Annotated in this window: 17 protein-coding genes; 6 read left to right on the plus strand and 11 right to left on the minus strand. The window is 65.1% G+C overall.

The genetic code is table 11. The features are described from left to right. Nucleotides 1–2: 2 nt before the first annotated feature. Both ACXHGZ_RS16545 and ACXHGZ_RS16550 read right to left on the minus strand, forming a co-directional pair. Nucleotides 3–428: a pilus assembly protein PilZ gene (locus ACXHGZ_RS16545; protein ID WP_368829790.1), complete on the minus strand. Its 426-nt coding sequence runs from the start codon at nt 426–428 to the stop codon at nt 3–5. Continuing rightward, nucleotides 425–2,065, minus strand: coding sequence for a bifunctional UDP-sugar hydrolase/5'-nucleotidase (locus ACXHGZ_RS16550; protein WP_480460619.1), 1,641 nt, complete (start codon nt 2,063–2,065; stop codon nt 425–427). Before ACXHGZ_RS16550 ends, ACXHGZ_RS16545 begins: the two co-directional genes overlap by 4 nt. A 223-nt stretch (nt 2,066–2,288) precedes the next feature. Between ACXHGZ_RS16550 and ACXHGZ_RS16555 the strand changes: the two genes are divergently transcribed. Beyond that, a complete protein-coding gene (locus ACXHGZ_RS16555) occupies nt 2,289–4,337 on the plus strand; it encodes a PhoX family protein (protein ID WP_480460620.1) in 2,049 nt (682 codons plus the stop codon). 214 nt (nt 4,338–4,551) lie between these two features. Here the strand turns inward: ACXHGZ_RS16555 and gspK are convergent, their stop codons facing one another. Then, entirely contained in the window at nt 4,552–5,517 is a 966-nt protein-coding gene (gene gspK, locus ACXHGZ_RS16560) for a type II secretion system minor pseudopilin GspK (RefSeq protein ID WP_480460621.1), read from the minus strand. Between the two features lie 142 nt (nt 5,518–5,659). On the opposite strand from gspK, the gene tatA reads away from it, so the two are divergent. Genes tatA through tatC form a run of 3 tightly spaced genes read left to right on the plus strand, consistent with a single transcriptional unit; the run spans nt 5,660 to nt 6,920 of the window. After that, complete coding sequence (gene tatA, locus ACXHGZ_RS16565) at nt 5,660–5,890, plus strand: twin-arginine translocase TatA/TatE family subunit (RefSeq protein WP_084856720.1); 231 nt, start codon at nt 5,660–5,662, stop codon at nt 5,888–5,890. Further along, nucleotides 5,890–6,168, plus strand: a complete 279-nt coding sequence (gene tatB / locus ACXHGZ_RS16570; protein ID WP_084856718.1) for a Sec-independent protein translocase protein TatB — start codon at nt 5,890–5,892, stop codon at nt 6,166–6,168. The genes tatA and tatB overlap by 1 nt, the downstream gene beginning before the upstream one ends. Continuing rightward, nucleotides 6,165–6,920: a twin-arginine translocase subunit TatC gene (tatC, locus tag ACXHGZ_RS16575; protein WP_480460622.1), complete on the plus strand. Its 756-nt coding sequence runs from the start codon at nt 6,165–6,167 to the stop codon at nt 6,918–6,920. The genes tatB and tatC overlap by 4 nt, the downstream gene beginning before the upstream one ends. 83 nt (nt 6,921–7,003) lie before the next feature. Here tatC and cutA read toward each other — a convergent pair whose 3' ends face one another. Together cutA and purL are read right to left on the minus strand one after the other, a co-directional pair. Next, the gene (gene cutA, locus ACXHGZ_RS16580; protein WP_084856714.1) at nt 7,004–7,315 is read right to left on the minus strand and encodes a divalent cation tolerance protein CutA; all 312 of its coding nucleotides are present in this window, start codon (nt 7,313–7,315) and stop codon (nt 7,004–7,006) included. Between the two features lie 2 nt (nt 7,316–7,317). Then, entirely contained in the window at nt 7,318–11,217 is a 3,900-nt protein-coding gene (gene purL, locus ACXHGZ_RS16585; protein ID WP_480460623.1) for a phosphoribosylformylglycinamidine synthase, read from the minus strand. A gap of 326 nt (nt 11,218–11,543) precedes the next feature. On the opposite strand from purL, the gene mltF reads away from it, so the two are divergent. Together mltF and ACXHGZ_RS16595 are read left to right on the plus strand one after the other, a co-directional pair. After that, nucleotides 11,544–13,001 carry a membrane-bound lytic murein transglycosylase MltF gene (mltF, locus tag ACXHGZ_RS16590; RefSeq protein ID WP_480460625.1) on the plus strand — a complete coding sequence of 486 codons (1,458 nt, stop codon included), beginning with the start codon at nt 11,544–11,546 and terminating at the stop codon, nt 12,999–13,001. 355 nt (nt 13,002–13,356) lie between these two features. Beyond that, on the plus strand, nt 13,357–14,328 hold the full coding sequence (locus ACXHGZ_RS16595; protein WP_480460242.1) for an IS110 family RNA-guided transposase: 972 nt from the start codon (nt 13,357–13,359) through the stop codon (nt 14,326–14,328). Between the two features lie 28 nt (nt 14,329–14,356). Here ACXHGZ_RS16595 and tadA read toward each other — a convergent pair whose 3' ends face one another. The 6 genes from tadA to ACXHGZ_RS16625 form a co-directional block, all read right to left on the minus strand. Further along, the gene (gene tadA / locus ACXHGZ_RS16600; protein ID WP_480460626.1) at nt 14,357–14,836 is read right to left on the minus strand and encodes a tRNA adenosine(34) deaminase TadA; all 480 of its coding nucleotides are present in this window, start codon (nt 14,834–14,836) and stop codon (nt 14,357–14,359) included. Further along, nucleotides 14,836–16,218 (minus strand): multicopper oxidase family protein, encoded by a 1,383-nt coding sequence (locus ACXHGZ_RS16605; RefSeq protein WP_480460627.1) that lies wholly within the window; start codon nt 16,216–16,218, stop codon nt 14,836–14,838. The genes tadA and ACXHGZ_RS16605 overlap by 1 nt, the downstream gene beginning before the upstream one ends. Before the next feature lie 177 nt (nt 16,219–16,395). Next, nucleotides 16,396–17,973 carry a glutamine-hydrolyzing GMP synthase gene (gene guaA / locus ACXHGZ_RS16610; RefSeq protein ID WP_480460628.1) on the minus strand — a complete coding sequence of 526 codons (1,578 nt, stop codon included), beginning with the start codon at nt 17,971–17,973 and terminating at the stop codon, nt 16,396–16,398. A 78-nt stretch (nt 17,974–18,051) separates the two neighbouring features. Beyond that, entirely contained in the window at nt 18,052–19,521 is a 1,470-nt protein-coding gene (gene guaB / locus ACXHGZ_RS16615) for an IMP dehydrogenase (protein WP_084856704.1), read from the minus strand. A gap of 86 nt (nt 19,522–19,607) precedes the next feature. Continuing rightward, the gene (locus tag ACXHGZ_RS16620) at nt 19,608–20,165 is read right to left on the minus strand and encodes a sugar ABC transporter ATPase (RefSeq protein ID WP_084856702.1); all 558 of its coding nucleotides are present in this window, start codon (nt 20,163–20,165) and stop codon (nt 19,608–19,610) included. A 46-nt stretch (nt 20,166–20,211) separates the two neighbouring features. Further along, on the minus strand, nt 20,212–20,967 hold the full coding sequence (locus ACXHGZ_RS16625; RefSeq protein WP_480460629.1) for a sulfite exporter TauE/SafE family protein: 756 nt from the start codon (nt 20,965–20,967) through the stop codon (nt 20,212–20,214). Nucleotides 20,968–20,977 lie beyond the last annotated feature (10 nt).

Below are 20,977 nucleotides of genomic sequence, written 5' to 3' on the forward strand. Positions count from 1 at the left end.
GCTCATCCTTGCCGCTTGAAGCCGGTCACGGCGGGCCGTGGCGGCCAGGGCAGGCGTTCGCGCCGCCCCTGGTTGTCGAAAATCAGGCCATCGGCGTCGATGGCCTGCAGCACGATGCCCGGCGCCAGCCGCTGGCCAAGGCCGAGGGTGCGTACCTGTTCGCCGAAACGCAGCACCACCACCGTGGCGGACAGCGGCTGCGCCTTGAGGCCTCCCAGGTAGCGCAGCGGCAAGCGGGTCAAGGGAATGACGCCATCGTCGAGCGCGGGCTGCCAGTGGCCGGCCATCAGACCGGGCAGGCCCGTATCGCGGCTGTCGGGAGCACGGGCGGGCTGCACGGGTTGGCTGAGCTGCAGCACGCATTGGGCGGCGAGCCAGCCGGCCAGGGTCAGCAGCGATGCGCCGAACAGGCGGCCGCGCCAGGTCACGACGCCACCTGCCGGGGGTGCCAGCCGGGGTGGCCCTGTACATAGCGCACATCCGGCCGTTGCAGCGTGTCCAGCTGCCAGTCGGGGCGCTGGCGCAGCAGCCAGGCCTCGACCTTCTGCCACAACGGCTCGCCGGCCTTGGCATCGAACTGCAGGCCAAAGGTGCGGCACAGCCCTTCGACCGGCTCGAGGCCCGCGACCCGCTTGCCCTGGGGGCTATAGCTCAGGCGCCAGGCCTGGCCTTGCCAGCGGGGCAGGTCCTGGCTGTTGTCCAGCAGCAGCGGGTCGCCGAACAATTGCTCGGCGGCGTTCTCCAGCACCTGCTCGACCTGCCGCGCCGGTGCCTCGACCACCGGCGCCGGGTAGCCGCCAGACAACGCGATCAGGTGTTCGCGGGTGATGAATTCACCGCTGGCCAGCGGTGCGTCGTAGCGCAGCCCTGGCAGCAACACCGGGACGCTGCTGCCGTCGGCCAGTGCCTGGTGCAGCAAGCGGTCCCAGCTGCCGCCGAGGGTGTCGCGACGCCAAAGGGCTTCCGGCGCCCTGGCCAGGGGCTGGTCGAGCCAGGCGGCATGCCCGGCGCGTTGCAGGTGCAGCTGCGTACGCAACTGGCTGGCGCGGCCCTGGGCAACCGGGCCGAGCTGGTGCTCGAAGGCGGGGAAGAATTGCGCCGTGAACCGCCACTGCCCGGCCACCTGCTGGCAACGCAGGCGGAATGCGCCACTGGCGCGGCAGCCGGCGAACAGCACCGGCACGCGCCGCCCGCTGGCCTGGGTGACCTCTACCGGTGCGGGCCAGAAGTCCTGGCCACGGGCGCAGAACAGCACGTCGAGCTCAGGCACCCGCTCGGCCAGCCACAGGCCAGGGCCGGTGCCGACATCGGCCAGCGCCACGACCAGATCGGCTTCACGGCGCGCTTGCTGAAAAGTGGGCAACAGTGATTGGTACCACTGTTTAAGGGAGGCTTTCTGGTCTTGGGCATAGGGGTCGGTCACCCCGACCACGGCAATGCGCGCCCCGCCCCGCTCGAACACCCGCATGCCGTCGATGGCCAGTGCCTTGGCCTGGCTGACTGCGAGGCCGGCACCAACAGTGGTGGCCGGTGCCTGGCGATACAGGCCGGCGCAACGCTGCGGCCAGAGCACGCGTTCGTCGCTGCTGACCCGCACCTCGCTGCCCAGCAGCTGGCTGCCCTGCACACCGCTGTCGCCCTGGGTCAGGTAGGCCAGGCCGCTGCCGTTCCAGCATTGGCCGTTCTCCAGGGTCAGGCTGTTGTTCGCCCCCGCCTCGCCACGCAATTGCTCCAGCAACGCCGCCAGCACCGCATAGCCACCCAGGCGGGCATTGCCGGCCTGGGTGGCATCGAGCAAGGGGGCCAACGCGGGGTCGAACGCCAGGGCACTGGCGCCGGTCATCCAGGGTGCACGCCCCAGGTGGCTGACCGGCCCCAGCCGGGTCGCCGGCACCACGGGTGGGCCGGGCTGACGGGTGTCGAGGGTGTCGGCGAGGTAGAGCAGGTCCACCGCGGCGTTGTCGCGGCCTCGCCCCGGGAATGTGGAGCAGGCGCCGAGCAAGGGTGCCAGTGCTCCGACACCCATCCAGCTGATGACTTCCCGCCTGCCTACACTGCTTGCCATCGACCCGCCATCCTCGCCCGTCTCCTTGTTGGGTCCCGGATATTGCGGCGCCTGGATGACAGTTTGATGGCAGATATCCGACAACGATTCCAAAAAAATCTTTGTAACGCGATGCTAAGAACGGCTTGTTTTAAAAAGCCCTTAACATTTCTGCCAACCAATCATCATCTTTGCGCTCTACAGTCGCGGTTTTCTTCAACTCAGCCAACCTAAGGACACCCTGATGAGTCGAGATACCGGCGACAACCTGGACCGCAACCCAAGCGACAACCTGCCAATGGCCAGCGTCATGGACGCCTACCTGAGCCGGCGCAGCGTGATGCGCGGCAGCCTTGGCGCAGCGATCGCCATGATCGCCGGTACCGGTCTGACAGGCTGCTTCGACGGCGGCGGCTCCGACCACGACGATGCCCCCGCGCCCGAGCCGGAAAAGCCGAAACTCAAGCTGGGCTTCCAGTCCATCCCCGGCTCGCGCACCGATGCCTGCGTGGTCGCCACGGGCTACAGCGCCTATGTCCTGGCGCCCTGGGGCACGCCGCTGAACCGCAACGCCAACCCATGGAAGGCCGACGGCAGCAACACCTCCACCGACCAGGCCAATGCCATGGGCATGCACCACGACGGCATGCACTTCTTCCCCATCGACGGTCGCTCCGACGATGGCCTGCTGGCGATCAACTTCGAGTACATCGACGCCTCTGCCCTGCACCCCAACGGCCCGACCACCGACCTGGACGGCAAGCGCCCGGCCGAGGAAGTGCGCAAGGAAATCAATGCCCACGGCGCCGGCGTGGTGCGCCTGAGCAAGGTCAACGGCCGCTGGCAGGTGGTGGACAACGACCCGCTCAACCGCCGCTTCACCACCGCCTCGCTGATGGACATCGCCGGCCCGCTGCGTGGCACCGACCACGTCAAGACCAAGTTCTCGCCCACCGGCACCCAGTGCCGCGGCACCAACAACAACTGCGGCAACGGCTACACACCGTGGGGCACCTACCTGACCTGCGAAGAGAACTGGCCTGGCATCTTCGTCAACAAGGCCACCCGGCCAGAGGACCAGGTGCGTATCGGCGTGGCCACCGCCAATGGCCAGTACAAGTGGGAGAGCGCAGCCGGTGACAGCACCGAGGTGAATGACGAATTCGCCCGCTTCGACATCACCCCGAGCGGCGCCAGCGCCACCGACGACTACCGCAACGAAGCCAGCACCTACGGCTACATCGTCGAGATCGACCCGTACAACAGCGCTACCCTCGCCACCAAGCGCACCGCCCTGGGGCGCTTCCGTCACGAAGGCTGCTGCCCGGGCCTGCCGGTGGCCGGCAAGCCCCTGGTCTGGTACATGGGCGACGACTCGAACAACGAGTACCTGTACAAGTTCGTCTCCGACGCCGTATGGAGCGAGGCCGATGCCAACCCGGCCGACCGCCTGGCGACCGGCGCCAAGTACATGGACAAAGGCAAGCTCTACGTAGCGCGCTTCAATGCCGACGGCACCGGCAAGTGGCTGCTGCTCGACGTGGCCACCCCGACCACCGGCGGCAGCACCCTGGGCGCGCTGTACGGCGACCTGCCCGGCATCATCCTCAACACCCGAGGTGCCGGCGACGCTGTGGGCGCCACGCCGATGGACCGCCCGGAGTGGACCACGGTCAACCCGCTCAACGGCGACGTCTACCTGACCCTGACCAACAACAGCGCACGCACGCCGGACAAGGTGGATGCCGCCAACCCTCGCGGGCCGAACCGCCACGGCCACATCATCCGTTGGCACGACAGCGACGATCACCTGAGCTTCACCTGGGACATCTTCGTGTTCGGCGCCAATGCCGATGGCACTGCGGACATCAACCGCTCCGGCCTCACCGAACTGAACCAGTTCGCCAGCCCCGACGGTATGAGCTTCGATAGCCGGGGCGTGCTGTGGTTCGAGACCGACAACGGTGAGAAGAGCGTGACCAGCTACACCAACGACCAGTTGCTGGCGGTCATCCCGACCGACCTGGTGGACGCCAACGGCAAGCAGGTGCCGGTCAATGCCAAGAACCAGGTGGACCTGCGCCGCTTCTTCGTCGGCCCGAACGGGTGCGAGGTGACCGGTATCGCCTTCACGCCGGACAACAAGACGTTGTTCGTCAACATCCAGCACCCGGACAACTGGCCGTCGACCGACAAGGCGACCGACGTGACCCCGGCAGGCACCACGGTGCGGCCACGGGCTTCGACGGTGGTGATCCAGCGTAACGATGGCGGGGAGATCGGGACGGTCTGACCCAACGGGGCCGCGTTGCGGCCCAATCGCCGGCAAGCCGGCTCCCACCTGCCCTGCGCTGTTTCAAAGACATCGCCATACCGGTGGAAGCTGGCTTGCCAGCGATAGGGCCAGGGCAAACAACCAAGACAGTTGCACCCACTTGTCCTGCGCTGTTTTCAGAGACACCGCCGTACCTGTGGGAGCCGGCTTGCCGGCGATGGGTTCTCGCCTTTCACCAGAGAACTGGCGACCTACTGCTGACCCGCACCTGCTGCGCCGGCACCCTCGCATGCCATTGCACCACCCCATGTGCCTGCACCTGGAACTCACTGCGCAGGGTGCGCCCTTCTTGTTCGAATGACAGCTGCAACAGGAAGTAGCCACTGTTGAGCAGCAACCCCTCGCTCAGCCGTTCGAAGGTCTCGTCGTCCACCGCCCCCAAGGCCTGGCGCAGTGCCGCCGCATCCACATAACCCGACGCCGGCCTGCCGCTGACAATACGGCTGAGCAGCGAACGGGGAAAACGGCCTTCATAGACGGCATCGAGCAATGGCAGGTGCTCCAACCCCAGGGCGTTGGCATTCAAGCGCCAGCCACGGGTCTCGGGCAAGGCGCAGAGCATCGGGTAGCGCGCCTGGCGGCCAGGGTCAGGCTCGAGCAGCAGGTTCAGCTCGCTCATGTCCAGCATCGGCTGGTTGGCCGCCAGCCGTGGTGGCCGCTGACGCAGGTACTGGGCGCTTTCGGCCCCTTGCAGGCGAGCATCGCTGTCGGCATCGAGCCAGTCGGCCAGAGCCTGCACCAGCCGCTCGGCCGCCATGTCGTCGCCGAGCAGGTAGCGCAGCTGGCGCTCGGCACGTTCGCCATCCTCGCCGAGCAAGGCGTTGACGTTGAAGCAGGTGTGCTGGTCGCGCACCCGCAATCGGGCGGTACCGGCGCCAAAGTCATAGTCCAGCGGTTGACCGCGCAAGGCCTGCCAGAACAACGGGCTGGCCCGCCATGCCGGGTCGCGCAGGGCCTGGCTGGCATAGGCCAGGCCGGCCTGCTCCATCGCCCGCACCTGCACCCGCTGCTGCAACAGCCGCACGTCGTCCACCTGATGGCGGCCATCCTCCACCAGCCAGGCCAGGCCACCGGCGAGCATCGCCAGCGCCACCAACACCATCAGCAATGCTGCCCCACGCTGTCGCCGACCGCCCATCCTGCCCATCCCTGCGCCTGCCAAAAGCGCCAGTCAACACGGCGCGTGTTTCAGGCAGATGGCAACGCCAGCGTTCATGTGCACGTCATCTAAGGCAGGCAGGATCGTCGTTCCTTTTCATGACCTTACAGGAGTGGTCGCAATGGGTGGCATCGGAATCTGGCAATTGGTGATCGTGCTGTTGATCGTCTTCCTGCTGTTCGGCACCAAGCGTCTGAAGGGCCTGGGCAGCGATGTGGGCGACGCGATCCAGGGCTTTCGCAAATCCATGGGCAGCGGCGCGGAAACAGAGCCGACCAACGCCCAGGTACAGCAACAGGCTCCGCTGACCGGCCAGGCCGCCCAGCAGCCGCAAGCGGACCGCCAGGCCTGATGTTCGAGGTAGGCTTCACCGAACTGTTGCTGGTGGGCATCGTCGCCCTGCTGGTACTGGGCCCCGAGCGTCTGCCCGTGGCGGCGCGTACCGTCGGCCGTGGGCTCGGCCAGGCACGGCGGGCCATGCAGGCACTACGGGCGCAGGTGGAACGGGAAATCGACCTGCCGCCACTGGACAGCCAGCCCTTGCAGCGCCTGGAACAGCAGATCCGCCAGGGCGTGAGCCTCGAGGCCCCGCCTGCAACCACCACCCCAGCCAAGGAGCACAGCGCATGAGCACTGCCATGGAACAGGAGGCGCGCATGCCCTTGACCGAACACCTGCGCGATGTGCGCAAACGCCTGGTACGCAGCCTGCTGGTGGTCGCGGTGATGTTCGCTGGGCTGTTTCCCTTCGCCCAGACGCTCTACACCTTGATCTCCGAACCCTTGCGGCGCTTCCTGCCGCAAGGCGCCAGCATGATCGCCACCAGCGTCACTTCGCCCTTCCTGACACCGTTCAAGCTGACGGCGATGTGCGCGCTGTTCGTCGCCATGCCAGTGCTGCTGCACCAGGCCTGGGGCTTCATCGCGCCGGGCCTGTACCGCCGGGAGCGGCGCATTGCCCTGCCCTTGCTGGTGTCGAGCATCCTGCTGTTCTATGCCGGCATGGCGTTCGCGTTCTTCCTGGTGTTTCCGATAATGTTCGGGTTCTTTGCCAGCGTCACTCCGGAAGGGGTGGCGATGATGACCGACATCAGCCAGTACCTGGATTTCATCATGGCGCTGTTCCTGGCGTTCGGCCTGGCGTTCGAGATCCCCGTGGCGACCTTCATCGTGGTCTGGGCAGGGCTTGCCGATGTGGCCACGCTACGACGCAGCCGGCCCTACGTGATCGTCGGGTGTTTTGTGGTGGGGATGATCCTGACGCCGCCGGACGTGTTTTCGCAGACCCTGCTGGCGGTGCCGATGTGGCTGCTGTTCGAGGTGGGGTTGCTGGCCTGTGCGGGGTTGCGGCGGCCTGTGGGAGCGGGCTTGTCCCGCGATTAGGCCGGGCCCGATATCACCGTCGCCTGGCAAGGGCTTCGCCCTTGATCGCGGGACAAGCCCGCTCCCACAGGGTCCGGTGTGGTCTAGAACTCGGCGAGGCGCCAGACCTCGTAGGCCGGCGTCTCGTACGGGTGGCTCGCCTTGAGCGCGGCGACGACCTGTGCGACCAGGTCGTCGGCCACCACCAGCTCCACCTTCCACTCTTGCACCTGCTCGACCTGGCCTGCCTGCCCGAGGAACGGCTGGCTGCCGTCCAACGGGCGGAACTGGCCCTGGCCGAGGGTTTGCCAGGCGCAGTGGTCGTAGTCGCCGATGCGCCCGCCCCCAGCGGCGAACACGGCCGCCTTGACCACATCCACGTGGCTCGGCGGCACGAAGAAGGCGAGCTTGTACACCCTTAGTTCACCCAGACACGCGCATTGCGGAACATGCGCATCCAGGCACCGTCTTCCTGCCACTCATCCGGGCGCCAGGAGTTCTGCACGGCACGGAACACACGCTCGGGGTGCGGCATCATGATAGTCACGCGGCCGTCGCGGCTGGTCAGGCCGGTGATACCACGCGGCGAGCCGTTCGGGTTGGCCGGGTAGGCCTCGGTGACCTTGCCATGGTTGTCGACGAAACGCAGGGCCACGCAACCGGACAGGTCGGCTTCCAGCAGGGCCTCTTCGCTGGCGAACTCGGCATGGCCTTCACCATGGGCGATGGCGATCGGCATGTGCGAACCGGCCATGCCCTGCAGGAAGATCGAGTTGGACTTCTGCACCTCGACCATGGCCACGCGCGCCTCGAACTGCTCCGAGCGGTTGCGCACGAAGTGCGGCCAGTATTCGGTGCCCGGGATCAGCTCGTGCAGGTTGGACATCATCTGGCAACCGTTGCACACGCCCAGGGCGAAGCTGTCGTTGCGCGCGAAGAACGCCTGGAAGGTGTCACGGGCACGGCTGTTGAACAGCGCCGACTTGGCCCAGCCCTCGCCGGCACCCAGCACGTCACCGTAGGAGAAGCCGCCACAGGCCACCAAGCCCTTGAAGGCTTCGAGGTCGACACGGCCAGCGAGGATATCGCTCATGTGCACGTCGATGGCCGCGAAGCCGGCGCGGTCGAAGGCTGCCGCCATCTCGACCTGGCCGTTGACGCCCTGCTCGCGCAGGATCGCCACTTGCGGACGCACACCCTTCTTGACGTACGGCGCGGCGATGTCCTCGTTGATGTCGAAGCCCAGCTTGACCGACAGGCCAGGGTTGTCTTCCTCCAGCAGGACGTCGAATTCCTGGTCGGCGCAGTCGGCATTGTCGCGCAGGCGCTGGATCTGGTAGCTGGTCTCGGCCCACTGGCGCTGCAGCAGACGACGGTCGTCGTCGAACAGCACTTCGCCGTTCAGGCTGATGGAGACTTCGCCATTGTTGACCGGCTTGCCGATCACCGCGACACACCCTTCGCCCAGGCCGGCGGCGCTGAACTGCGCCAGTACGTCCGGGGTGGCATCCTGGCGAACCTGGATGACCGCACCTAGCTCTTCGTTGAAGAGGATGGCCGCCACGTCGCGCTTGCTGTCGGTCAGCGGATCGAGTTGCAGATCGAGACCGCAGTGGCCAGCGAAGGCCATTTCCAGCACGGTGGTCAGCAGACCGCCGTCGGAGCGGTCGTGGTAGGCCAGCAGGTGGCCGTCGGCGTTCAGGCCTTGGATCACGGCGAAGAAGGCCTTGAGGTCCTCGGCGTCGTCGACGTCCGGTGCCTGGGCACCGATCTTGCCGTAGGTCTGGGCCAGGATCGAGGCGCCCATGCGGTTCTTGCCGCGGCCCAGGTCGATCAGGATCAGGTCGGTCTCGCCCTTGTCCATGCGCAGTTGCGGGGTCAGGGTGCCGCGAATGTCGACCACCGGGGCGAAGCCGCTGACGATCAGCGACATCGGCGCGGTGACGCTCTTCTGCACGCCATCCTCGCTCCACTGGGTCTTCATCGACATGGAGTCCTTGCCCACCGGAATGGTCAGGCCCAGTTCCGGGCACAGCTCCATGCCGACGGCCTTGACGGTGTCGTACAGGCGGGCGTCTTCCCCCGGGTGCCCGGCAGCGGACATCCAGTTGGCCGACAGCTTGATATCGGAAAGCTTCTCGATGCGGGCACCGGCCAGGTTGGTGAGCACCTCACCGATGGCCATGCGGCCGGAGGCCGGGGCGTCGAGCAGGGCCAGGGGGGTGCGCTCGCCCATGGCCATGGCTTCGCCGGTGTAGACGTCGAAGCTGGTGGCGGTGACGGCGCAGTCGGCCACTGGGACCTGCCACGGGCCGACCATCTGGTCGCGGGCGACCAAGCCGGTGATGGTGCGGTCGCCGATGGTGATCAGGAAGCTCTTGCTGGCCACGGCCGGGTGGTGCAGGACGCGCTCGACGGCCTGGTCCAGGTCCAGCTCGCTCGGGTCGAAGTCATCGCCCAGCTCGGCCTCGCGGGTAACCGAACGGTGCATGCGCGGCGGCTTGCCCAGCAGCACGTCCAGCGGCATGTCGACCGGGGTGTTGTCGAAGTGGCTGTCGGTGACGGTGAGGTGTTTTTCCTCGGTGGCTTCGCCGACCACGGCGAACGGGCAACGCTCGCGCTCGCAGATGGCCTTGAAGCGCTCGAAGTCCTCGGCGCTGACCGCCAGCACGTAACGCTCCTGGGACTCGTTGCTCCAGATTTCGTGCGGGGCCATGCCCGGCTCGTCGTTGGGCACGTTGCGCAGCTCGAAGCGGCCGCCGCGGCCACCGTCGTTGACCAGCTCGGGGAAGGCGTTGGAGATGCCGCCGGCACCGACGTCATGGATGAAGGCGATCGGGTTCTTGTCGCCCAGCTGCCAGCAACGGTCGATGACCTCCTGGCAACGGCGCTCCATTTCCGGGTTTTCGCGCTGTACCGAGGCGAAGTCCAGGTCGGCCGAGCTGGCGCCGGTGGCCACCGACGAGGCGGCGCCGCCGCCCAGACCGATCAGCATGGCCGGGCCGCCGAGCACGATCAGCTTGGCGCCGACGGTGATCTCGCCCTTCTGTACATGGTCTTCACGGATGTTGCCCATGCCGCCGGCGAGCATGATCGGCTTGTGGTAGCCACGCACTTCTTCGCCGCGCGGGGTATTGACCGCCTGTTCGAAGGTACGGAAGTAGCCGGTCAGGGCCGGGCGGCCGAATTCGTTGTTGAACGCAGCGCCGCCCAGGGGGCCTTCGACCATGATGTCGAGGGCGTCGACGATGCGGCCTGGCTTGCCGTAGGCCTGCTCCCAGGGCTGCTCGAAGCCCGGGATGCGCAGGTTGGAGACAGTGAAGCCGGTGAGGCCGGCCTTGGGCTTGGCGCCACGGCCAGTGGCGCCTTCGTCGCGGATCTCGCCGCCGGAGCCGGTGGAGGCGCCGGAGAACGGGGCGATGGCGGTCGGGTGGTTGTGGGTCTCGACCTTCATCAGGATGTGCACCGGCTCCTGCACCGCGCCGTACTGGCGGGTTTCAGGGTTCGGGAAGAAGCGGCCGGCGACGTTGCCGACGATGACCGAGGCGTTGTCCTTGTAGGCCGACAGCACGCCTTCGCTGTGCATCTGGTAGGTGTTCTTGATCATCCCGAACAGGCTTTTTTCCTGGGCCTGGCCGTCGATGTCCCAACTGGCGTTGAAGATCTTGTGGCGGCAATGCTCGGAGTTGGCCTGGGCGAACATCATCAGCTCGATGTCGTTCGGGTTGCGCTTGAGGCTCTGGAAGGCATTGACCAGGTAGTCGATCTCGTCTTCGGCCAGGGCCAGGCCCAGGTCGATGTTGGCCTGGGCCAGGGCGGCACGGCCACCGCCGAGGATGTCCACGGAGGTCATCGGCTTGGGCTGGGCATGGCTGAACAGGTCGGCGGCATCTTCGAGGCGGCCCAGGACGCGCTGGGTCATGCGATCGTGCAGCTCGGCGGCGACGGCGGCCGCGTCGGCATCGGACAGCTCGCCGGCGACGTAGTAGGCAATACCGCGCTCCAGGCGCTGGATGCTCTGCAGGCCACAGTTATGGGCGATATCGCTGGCCTTGCTGGCCCAGGGCGAAATGGTGCCCAGGCGCGGCACGACTAGGAACAGGCGGCCGCTCGGCTCCTGGACCGGGACGCTCGGGCCGTACTTGAGCAGACGGCCCAGCACCTGCTGCTGGTCGGCGGTCAGCTCGCCATCGACATCGGCGAAGTGGGCGAATTCGGCATACAAACCAGTAACAGCGGGTACTTTCTGGCTCAGTTGCTCGAGTAACTTACCGTGGCGGAAGGCAGAAAGGGCAGGAGCGCCGCGCAGGATCAACATCGTCGGGACAGCCTCAGGAAGGGGTGTGCTTAGAGGCCGTGCATTCTAGCCTAATTCGTACGGTTTCGGCACCCGCTCTAAGCCACGGCTGCCGGGCGGCGGAACCGGACTTTGCGGTCAAAAAATTATCGCTTCCATGCCTTGTGACCGTTACCGGCCTTTCGCCGGCAAGCCGGCCCCCACAGGGTACGGCACATCCTTTATGGGAGCCGGCTTGCCGGCGATAGGGCTGGGGCGGACGTGGGGCACACCACAAGGCTCGCTACCAGACAACCCGTATATTGTCGAGATATGGCGGGGCCAGTCCTTTGCGTATACTGCAACCTATGTTCGCCCACACTGCTTTGCGCCAGCGCTGCGCCAGATGGCTCTTCGCAACCGGACTCTTCCTGATGCTCGGTGCCTGTGTTGAAAAACCCAGCACCCTAGAACGCGTCAAGGAAGATGGCGTGCTGCGCGTAATTACCCGCAACAGCCCGGCCACCTACTTCCAGGACCGCAACGGCGAAACCGGCTTCGAGTACGAACTTGTCAAGCGTTTCGCCGAAGATCTCGGCGTGAAGCTGGAAATCGAGACGGCCGACAGCCTCGATGAACTGTTCGACCAGCTGGGCAAGCCCTCAGGCCCGGTGCTGGCCGCCGCAGGCCTTGTCAGCAGCGAAAAACGCACTGCCCAGGCAAAGTTCTCCCATCCGTACCTCGAGGTGACCCCGCAGGTCATCTACCGCAACGGCCGCTCCCGGCCCACCAACGTCAAGGGGCTCATCGGCAAGAAAATCATGGTGCTCAAGGGCAGCAGCCATGCCGATCAGCTGGCTGAACTGAAAAAGCAAAATCCTACGTTGGAATACGAAGAGTCCGATGCGGTCGAGGTCGTCGACCTCCTGCGCATGGTCGATGAAGGGCAAATCGACCTGACCCTGGTGGACTCCAATGAGCTGGCCATGAACCAGGTCTACTTCCCCAACGTGCGCGTGGCATTCGACCTGGGCGACTCCCGTGACCAGCGCTGGGCGCTGGCGCCCGGCGAGGACAACAGCCTGCTCAACGAAGTCAACGAGTTCCTCGACAAGGCGCAGAAGAACGGCACCCTGCAACGCCTGAAGGAGCGCTACTACGGCCATGTCGACGTGCTCGGCTACGTTGGCGCCTATACCTTCGCCCAGCACCTGCAGCAACGCCTGCCCAAATATGAAAAGCACTTCCGCGCCTCCAGCAAGGTCGAGCAGGTGGACTGGCGCCTGCTGGCAGCGATCGGCTATCAAGAGTCCATGTGGCAGCCGGAAGTCACGTCCAAGACCGGCGTGCGCGGCCTGATGATGCTCACCCAGCGCACCGCCCAGGCCATGGGCGTGTCCAACCGCCTGGACCCCAAGCAGAGCATCCAGGGTGGCGCCAAGTACTTCGTGCTGGTCAAGAGCCAGCTCGACGACAGCATCAAGGAGCCTGACCGTACCTGGTTCGCCCTGGCCGCCTACAACGTCGGCAGCGGCCACCTGGAGGACGCGCGCATGCTAGCCAAGCGCGAGGGGCTGAACCCGAACAAATGGCTGGACGTGAAGAAGATGCTGCCGCGCCTGTCGCAGAAGCAGTGGTACCGCAAGACCCGCTACGGCTATGCCCGCGGCGGCGAGCCGGTGCACTTCGTGGCCAACATCCGCCGCTACTACGACATCCTCACCTGGGTGACCCAGCCGCAGCTCGAAGGCCAGGTGGCCGAAGGCAACCTGCACGTGCCCGGGGTCAACAAGGACAAGCCGGCCGAACAGTCGCCGCCGATGTAGGCCCCTCTGTAGGAGCGGCCTTGTGCCGCGAAAGGGCTGCGCAGCGGCCCCAGCGATTCATGCGCCTGCACCGGACTGGGGCTGCTGCGCAGCCCTTTCGCGGCACAAGGCCGCTCCTTGTATCTCGACTTTCGCCTTCCAAGAGGCGAAAGTTCTCGACTGATCATCGAGGGAGGGTCATGAAGCGGAGCCGCTCCAAGGGCATCGAGCCCGTATTGTAGATAACGCTCAGACCCTCCAACCCCACTCGAACAGTTCGAACGGTATCTAGTGCCCGCCCCCGGCGTGAGCACGCATTCACAAGGTTGAACCGAGTGCTGGGTGATCGAACTTTCGTTGTCTGAAGGAGAAGATCATGTCTGTTGTTGTTGGCGTCGATGTAGCCAAGCGATCCTTCGATATTGCGACTCCACTTCCCAATGGGAAGGTTCGCACCAAGGCCAAGCTGTCCAATGATCCGAGTGGTTTTGAGCAGTTCGCAACCTGGCTTGAGAAACATGCCGAACCGCGTGCCTGGGTTGTCATGGAGGCTACTGGCACTTATCACGAGGCGCTTGCCGATTGCCTTCATGCCAAGGGTTACCGGGTGTGCATTCTGAATCCCGCCGTAATTGCCAAGTTTGCCGAGGCCGACCTTCGACGCGTCAAAACCGATAAGGCTGATGCCAAAGTTATTGCTGCTTATGGCCAGCAAAAACAGGATGAGCTCCGTCAGTGGGAGCCTGAGCCGCCAGCTCAGCGGCGTTTGCGGGCCTTAGTACGGCGTCTGGACGACCTGAAAGAAATGCAGCAGATGGAGCAGAACCGTCTGGATGTGGCGCAGACAGCTGTGCAGGAGTCAATCAGAGCTGTAATTGGGCATATCACCGAAGAAATAGAGAAAACCCGCAAGGCGATTGAGCAGACGATCGATGACGATCCGGATCTGCGCCAACGGCGAAAACTGATTACATCGATTGATGGTCTGGGTGATACCACAGCCGCACTGATCCTCGCAGAACTGGGTGATCCGCTGAAATACGAAAGCCCGTCAGCCATTGTTGCGTTTGCAGGTCTGAACCCGATGATCCATCAATCGGGGGAGAAGATTGGCCAATCGACCATTTCTCGCACAGGAGCGCCGAGGCTGCGCGCCGGCTTGTGGATGTCAGGCACGGTCTCGATCAGACACAACCCGGTCGTGAAGGCACTGGCAGAGCGTTTGAACAGCCGGCGTAAAGCCTATAAGCAGATAGTTTGCGCTGCTATGCGCAAGCTTTTGCACCTGGTGTATGGCGTGGTGAAGTCCGGTAAACCGTTTGACCCTCAAATCGCCCTTGCGGGGTGAGGGTCAAGACGGTATCTACAGGGGCGCGCTAGCCCTTGGCCCGCCTGGCCTTGAAGAACTCGCTGAGTATCTGCCCGCACTCCTCGGCCAACACCCCTCCCTCGACCATCACCCGATGGTTCAGAAAGCCTTGGCTGAAGAACTGCCCCTGGCTCTGCACGATCCCAGCCTTGGGCTCCAGCGCCCCATACACCACCCGGGCGATGCGCGAATGCACGATCAGCCCCGCGCACATGCTGCACGGCTCCAGAGTCACGTAGAGGGTGCTGCCTGGCAGCCGGTAGTTGCAGGCAGCCTTGGCCGCCGCGCGGATGGCCACCATCTCGGCATGGGCGCTGGGGTCGCTGTCGATGATCGGACGGTTGAAACCCTGGCCGATCACCTGGCCATGCTGCACCAACACCGCACCCACCGGCACTTCACCCATGGCGGCGCCCTGGGCGGCCAGGTCCAGGGCCAGGCGCATGAATTCCTGGTCGCGGCTGCGATCGATGATCTGCGGGCGCATCAGACCACCGCGATCGCGGCCATCAGGCCGGTTTCCATGTGGTCGATCACGTGGCAGTGGAACATCCAGGTGCCGGGGTTATCCGCCACCAGCGCAACCTGGGCCCGTTCGTTCTTGCCCAACAAGTAGGTGTCGGTGAACCACGGTTCGACGATCTTGCGTCGATTGGAGGCGATCACCTTGAAGCTCATGCCATGCAGGTGGATGGGGTGCTGGTACTGGGTCATGTTCTTCAGTTCCAGGATGTAGCTCTTGCCCTTGGTCAAGGTGGCGATAGGCCGCTCGGCACAGGTCTTGTCGGTGATGTCCCAGGCCTGGCCGTTGATCTGCCAGAGGCTCGGCGGCCGCCCGTCCTCGGTGCCCACCGAAACCTTGCCGGCCCACTCGAAATTGAAGTTGAGTTTCTCGGCGTTCTCCAGGTCCGGCTCGGCGATGGGGTTGGCAGGCAACGCCTCCGGCCAGTCGCCCGGTGCCTCGTTGCTGGCTACCGAACGCAGGGTGCCCAGGCGCACGAAGCCGTCACGCAGGGAAATTTCCTCGCCCGCTTCAGGGATGCGAATGGCCAGGCAGATCCGCATGCCCGGGCCAAGCCAGTAGTCGTCGTCCAGTGGCCGCGGGGTGACCGGGTTGCCATCGAGTGCGTAGATCCTGGCTTCGCAGTTGCCCTTGAGGTTGATGCGGTAAGTCCAGGTGTTGTCCAAGTTCAGCAACCGCACCCGCACCACCTGCCCGGCCGGCAACTCGGTGACCGACCCTGCCTGGCCATTGATGGTGATCAGGCGCCCGGCGGTACCGTTGCGCGCCGCCTCCCGGGGAATGCTGAACGGCAGCCAGGCACCCTGCTCATCCACGTGCCAGTTCTTCAGGCTCAAGGTGCGCTCATGCCTGAACCCGGTAGGCTCGCGCTCCTCGACGATCAACGGCCCGACCAGGCCGCGACCCAGTTCCTCGGAGCTGCTGACATGGGGGTGGTACCAATAGCTGCCGGCATCCGGCACGCGGAACTTGTAGTCGAAGAACTCGCCAGGCTTCACCGGCAACTGCGACACATAGGGCACGCCGTCCATTTCCAGCGGCAGGCGGATACCGTGCCAATGGATGGTGGTTTCCACCGGCAGGTGGTTGATGAACCGCACCCGCAACCAGGTGCCCTGGCGCACACGAAGCTCGGTGCCCGGAGCCGAGGGGCCAAAGGCCCAGGCCTCGGTCTTGAAGCCCGGTACCAGCTCGACGTCCAGGGGCGCGGCGATCAGTTCATAGTCGTGCCCGGCATTCTCGTCCTCGACCTTGCCCAGCCAGTACCGCGCGGCGCCTCCCGCGCCCAGGCCAACCACCACCAGGCCGGTCAGGCCCTTGAGCATTTGTCGACGGGTAAAGGACATCGGTGCGGGTACCTCGTTTCTGCGCAATCAGTCTGCCAGCAGTGGCCGGCAATGAAGGGCGAATACGATACACCTGCAATTGAGAAAGATTAAGTGAAGAGTGCCTTTCATGGGCGCGGCCTTGTGTCGCGACGCCAAATACGACAAGGGCGCCTTGCGGCGCCCTCGTGGCTCAACTCATTCCCACTCGATGGTGGCCGGCGGCTTGCTCGACACGTCGTAGGTGACGCGCGAGATACCGTCGATTTCGTTGATGATGCGGCCGCTGACGGTCTCCAGCAGCTCGTACGGCAGGTGTGCCCAGCGAGCGGTCATGAAGTCCACGGTCTCGACGGCGCGCAGGGCCACGACCCAGGCGTAGCGACGGCCATCGCCGACGACGCCGACGGATTTCACCGGCTGGAACACCACGAACGCCTGGCTGGTCTTGTGGTACCAGTCGGCCTTGCGCAGTTCTTCGATGAAGATGTGGTCGGCGCGACGCAGGATGTCGGCGTATTCCTTCTTCACTTCACCGAGGATACGCACGCCCAGGCCCGGGCCCGGGAACGGGTGGCGGTAGACCATGTCGTACGGCAGGCCCAGCTCCAGGCCGATCTTGCGGACTTCGTCCTTGAACAATTCGCGCAGCGGCTCGACCAGCTTGAGGTTCATTTCCTCCGGCAGGCCGCCGACGTTGTGGTGCGACTTGATCACGTGGGCCTTGCCGCTCTTGGCGCCGGCCGACTCGATCACGTCCGGGTAGATGGTGCCCTGGGCGAGGAACTGGATGTTCTCCAGCTTGCTGGCCTCGGCGTCGAACACGTCGATGAAGGTGCGGCCGATGATCTTGCGCTTCTTCTCTGGGTCGGTCTCGCCGGCCAGGTTGTCGAGGAACTGCTTTTCAGCGTCGGCGCGGATCACCTTGACGCCCATGTTCTCCTTGAACATGGCCATCACCTGGTCACCCTCGTGCAGGCGCAGCAGGCCGTTGTCGACGAAGACGCAGGTCAGCTGATCGCCAATGGCACGGTGCAGCAGCGCGGCAACCACCGAGGAGTCGACACCGCCGGACAGGCCCAGCAGGACGTTGGCCGAACCGACCTGCTCGCGCACCTGGGCAATGGCGTCTTCGACGATGTTGGATGGGGTCCACAGGGCCTCGCAGCCGCAGATGTCCTGCACGAAGCGGGACAGGATGCGACCGCCTTGCTTGGTGTGGGTCACTTCCGGGTGGAACTGCACGCCGTAGTAGCCACGGGTATCGTCGAACATGCCGGCGATCGGGCAGCTCGGGGTGCTGGCCAGGATATTGAAGCTGCCCGGCATCTGGGTGACCTTGTCGCCGTGGCTCATCCACACGTCCAGGCCCAGTACGCCGTCATCGTCGACATGGTCTTCAATGCCGTCGAGCAGGCGGCTCTTGCCGACCACGTCGACGCGGGCATAGCCGAACTCGCGCAGGTCGGAACCTTCGACCTTGCCGCCCAACTGCTCGGCCATGGTCTGCATGCCGTAGCAGATACCCAGCAGCGGTACGTTCAGGTCGAAGACGGCCTGCGGCGCGCGCGGGCTGTTGGCTTCGTGAACGGATTCCGGGCCGCCGGCGAGGATGATGCCGCGCGGGTTGAAGGCACGGATCGCTTCATCGTCCATGTCGAACGGGTGCAGTTCGCAGTAGACGCCGATCTCGCGCACGCGGCGGGCGATCAGCTGGGTGTACTGGGAACCGAAATCGAGGATCAGGATGCGGTGAGCGTGAATGTCGAGGGCCATGACTCAATCTCGTCAGTGGAAATCGGAAACGACGCGGGGCTGTCGTGACAGCCCCGCTAACAGGTGTTGCTGGAAGCCTCAGCCTACGCGGTAGTTTGGCGCTTCCTTGGTGATCTGCACGTCATGCACGTGGGACTCGGCCATGCCAGCACCGGTGATGCGCACGAATTCCGGCTTGGTGCGCATCTCGTCGATGGTTGCGCTGCCGGTGTAGCCCATGGAAGACCGCAGGCCGCCCATCAGCTGGTGGATGATCGCCGCCAGGGCGCCCTTGTAGGGCACGCGGCCTTCGATGCCTTCCGGAACCAGCTTCTCGGCACCGGCCGAAGAGTCCTGGAAGTAACGGTCCGAGGAGCCTTGGGCCTGCGCCATGGCACCCAGCGAGCCCATGCCGCGATAGGCCTTGTAGGAACGGCCCTGGAACAGCTCGACCTCGCCCGGGGCCTCTTCGGTACCGGCGAACATCGAACCCATCATGACGCACGAGGCGCCCGCCACGATGGCCTTGGACAGGTCACCGGAGAAGCGGATGCCACCGTCGGCGATCAGCGGCACACCCGTGCCTTCCAATGCGGCGGCGACGTTGGCGATGGCGCTGATCTGCGGCACGCCGACACCGGCGACGATGCGGGTGGTGCAGATCGAGCCTGGGCCGATACCGACCTTGACCGCGTCGGCACCGGCCTCGGCCAGGGCCTTGGCAGCAGCGCCGGTGGCGATGTTGCCGCCGATCACCTGCACGTGCGGGTAGGTCTGCTTGACCCAGCGAACGCGGTCGATCACGCCCTTGGAGTGGCCGTGGGCGGTGTCGACCACCACCACGTCGACGCCGGCGGCAACCAGGGCGGCAACACGCTCGCCGGTGTCCTTGCCGGTGCCGACCGCGGCGCCGACGCGCAGGCGACCCTGGTCGTCCTTGCTGGCCAGCGGGTAGGCCTTGGCTTTTTCGATGTCCTTGACGGTCATCATGCCCTTGAGGTTGAACTTGTCGTCGACGATCAGGACTTTTTCCAGGCGGTGCTTGTGCAGCAGCTCGCGGACTTCGTTCTTGTCGGCGCCTTCGCGCACGGTGACCAGGCGCTCCTTGGGCGTCATCACCTCGCGCACCTTGGCGTCCAGGCGGCTTTCGAAGCGCACGTCACGGGAGGTGACGATACCGACCAGGTCGCCGTTCTCCAGCACCGGAACACCCGAGATGTTGTTCAGGCGGGTCAGATCGAACAGGTCGCGCACGGTGGCGTCGGCGTCGATGGTGATCGGGTCTTTGACCACGCCGGCCTCGAACTTCTTGACCTTGCGCACTTCGGCAGCCTGCTGCTCGATGGTCATGTTCTTGTGGATGATGCCGATGCCGCCTTCCTGGGCCATGGCGATGGCCAGGCGCGCTTCGGTCACGGTATCCATGGCGGCGGAGACCAGCGGGATGTTCAGCTCGATGCCGCGGGTCAAACGGGTCTTGAGACTGACTTCATTGGGCAGTACCTCGGAATAGCCAGGTACAAGGAGGATATCGTCGAAGGTCAGGGCTTCTTGGCTGATACGCAGCATCGCGGGGGCTCCCGGGCGGGAAAAATGGAAGCGCGCCATTATACTCATCCACGGCGCGCCGCTCAATGCAAAATAAGGGCCTTCGGTCAGCCTTGCGGCAGTTTCACCTGCACCACCGCCACTGGCTGGTCCAGCCAGTCGGCGAAGCTATCGAGAAAGGCCTGGGTGAACCCGGCCTCGCCCCAGTTGTTGAAGATGAAGCCCAGGTTGGAAAAGGCACATGGCTGCAGGAAAAGAAAGCCGTTGATGTCGTCCTCGAAGCCGCACAGCGGGCAGGTGAAGTTGTCCGTCACCCCGGGCATCCACTCTTCCAGGCTTTCGAACAGCGGCTCGCCGATTTCACGCCGGCATTCGGGGCAACCGGCCTCTTCGAGAAAGCCCTCGGTGGGTGTATAGATGCAGCGCTTGAGCATCACCTCCAGGCCGTTGACCTGCTCGCCGAAGGGTAGCCGCTCGGGGTGCAGCGCCACCTTGCGTGCACCTTCGGCCAGGGCATGCCCCATGCGGTTGCCGGTGCGGCCACAGGTGCTGAGCGGCTCCTCGACGATCTTCTCGCGCACCAGCCAGCGCAGGATCGCCCGGGCGCGGGCTTCGTGGACCGGGACAGTGGAGAGTTTGGGAACGATGATGCTCTGGGTGTTCATGAACGAAACGGGCCTGCGGACTGCGGTAATGATGAGATTCTACCGCTCAGCCACCGAGGTAGCGACCGATCAGCGCCAGCCCGCTGGCCAGCACCAGCCAGGTGACCACGCGCACGAAGGCCTCACGGGACAGCTTCGAGGTCAAGTGCCGGCCCAGCCAGAGCCCGACAGCCATCACCGGCAGCAGGCACGCGGCGAGCCACAACAGCTGGCCATCGGCATAGGCCCCGGCGATGACAAACAGCGACAGGCGCACCACCGTGCTGCAACTGATCAGCGCACTCTGGGTCGCCCGCGCCTGCTCCGTGGAATCCAGCCGGGCATTGAGGTAGATCGCATAAAGAAAGCCCCCGCTGCCGAACAAGGCGCCGAACAGCCCGCCCACCGTGCCCATCGGCACTGCCCAGGCGCCTGCCAGCCGCGCGGGCCGCACCTTTATCGCCAGGCCATACAGCGCATACCCCGTCACGAACAGCCCCATCAGCAACAAGAGAAGGTCCGACTTCAAGTGCAGCAGGAAGACCACGCCCAGGGTGCAGCCCACCGCCATGCACGGCAACAACCTCAACAGCTCGCTGCGCGCCACCGCCCTGCGCGAGGGTAACCAGTTGCCGAACGCGGCCACGAAGTCCAGCAGCACCAGCAGCGGGATGATCTGCGACAACGGCATGAAATGAATCAATATCGGCCCCGCCACCAAGGCGGTGCCGAAGCCGGCGATGCCAAACACAATGTAGGCGATGCCGACACCCAGCAGGATGGGCAACCAATCAAGACCGGAAAAGGGCAGTTGGACGAGCATGAACACGATT

It is taken from the genome of Pseudomonas shiyinii, from assembly GCF_056725765.1.

Coding starts and splice junctions, on each gene's coding strand:
- ACXHGZ_RS16550 (WP_480460619.1), bottom strand. CDS start 2,065: ATGGCAAGCAGTGTAGGCAGGCGGGAAGTCATCAGCTGGATGGGTGTC.
- ACXHGZ_RS16555 (WP_480460620.1), top strand. CDS start 2,289: ATGAGTCGAGATACCGGCGACAACCTGGACCGCAACCCAAGCGACAAC.
- gspK (WP_480460621.1), bottom strand. CDS start 5,517: ATGGGCGGTCGGCGACAGCGTGGGGCAGCATTGCTGATGGTGTTGGTG.
- tatA (WP_084856720.1), top strand. CDS start 5,660: ATGGGTGGCATCGGAATCTGGCAATTGGTGATCGTGCTGTTGATCGTC.
- tatB (WP_084856718.1), top strand. CDS start 5,890: ATGTTCGAGGTAGGCTTCACCGAACTGTTGCTGGTGGGCATCGTCGCC.
- tatC (WP_480460622.1), top strand. CDS start 6,165: ATGAGCACTGCCATGGAACAGGAGGCGCGCATGCCCTTGACCGAACAC.
- purL (WP_480460623.1), bottom strand. CDS start 11,217: ATGTTGATCCTGCGCGGCGCTCCTGCCCTTTCTGCCTTCCGCCACGGT.
- mltF (WP_480460625.1), top strand. CDS start 11,544: ATGTTCGCCCACACTGCTTTGCGCCAGCGCTGCGCCAGATGGCTCTTC.
- ACXHGZ_RS16595 (WP_480460242.1), top strand. CDS start 13,357: ATGTCTGTTGTTGTTGGCGTCGATGTAGCCAAGCGATCCTTCGATATT.
- tadA (WP_480460626.1), bottom strand. CDS start 14,836: ATGCGCCCGCAGATCATCGATCGCAGCCGCGACCAGGAATTCATGCGC.
- ACXHGZ_RS16605 (WP_480460627.1), bottom strand. CDS start 16,218: ATGTCCTTTACCCGTCGACAAATGCTCAAGGGCCTGACCGGCCTGGTG.
- guaA (WP_480460628.1), bottom strand. CDS start 17,973: ATGGCCCTCGACATTCACGCTCACCGCATCCTGATCCTCGATTTCGGT.
- guaB (WP_084856704.1), bottom strand. CDS start 19,521: ATGCTGCGTATCAGCCAAGAAGCCCTGACCTTCGACGATATCCTCCTT.
- ACXHGZ_RS16620 (WP_084856702.1), bottom strand. CDS start 20,165: ATGAACACCCAGAGCATCATCGTTCCCAAACTCTCCACTGTCCCGGTC.
- ACXHGZ_RS16625 (WP_480460629.1), bottom strand. CDS start 20,967: ATGCTCGTCCAACTGCCCTTTTCCGGTCTTGATTGGTTGCCCATCCTG.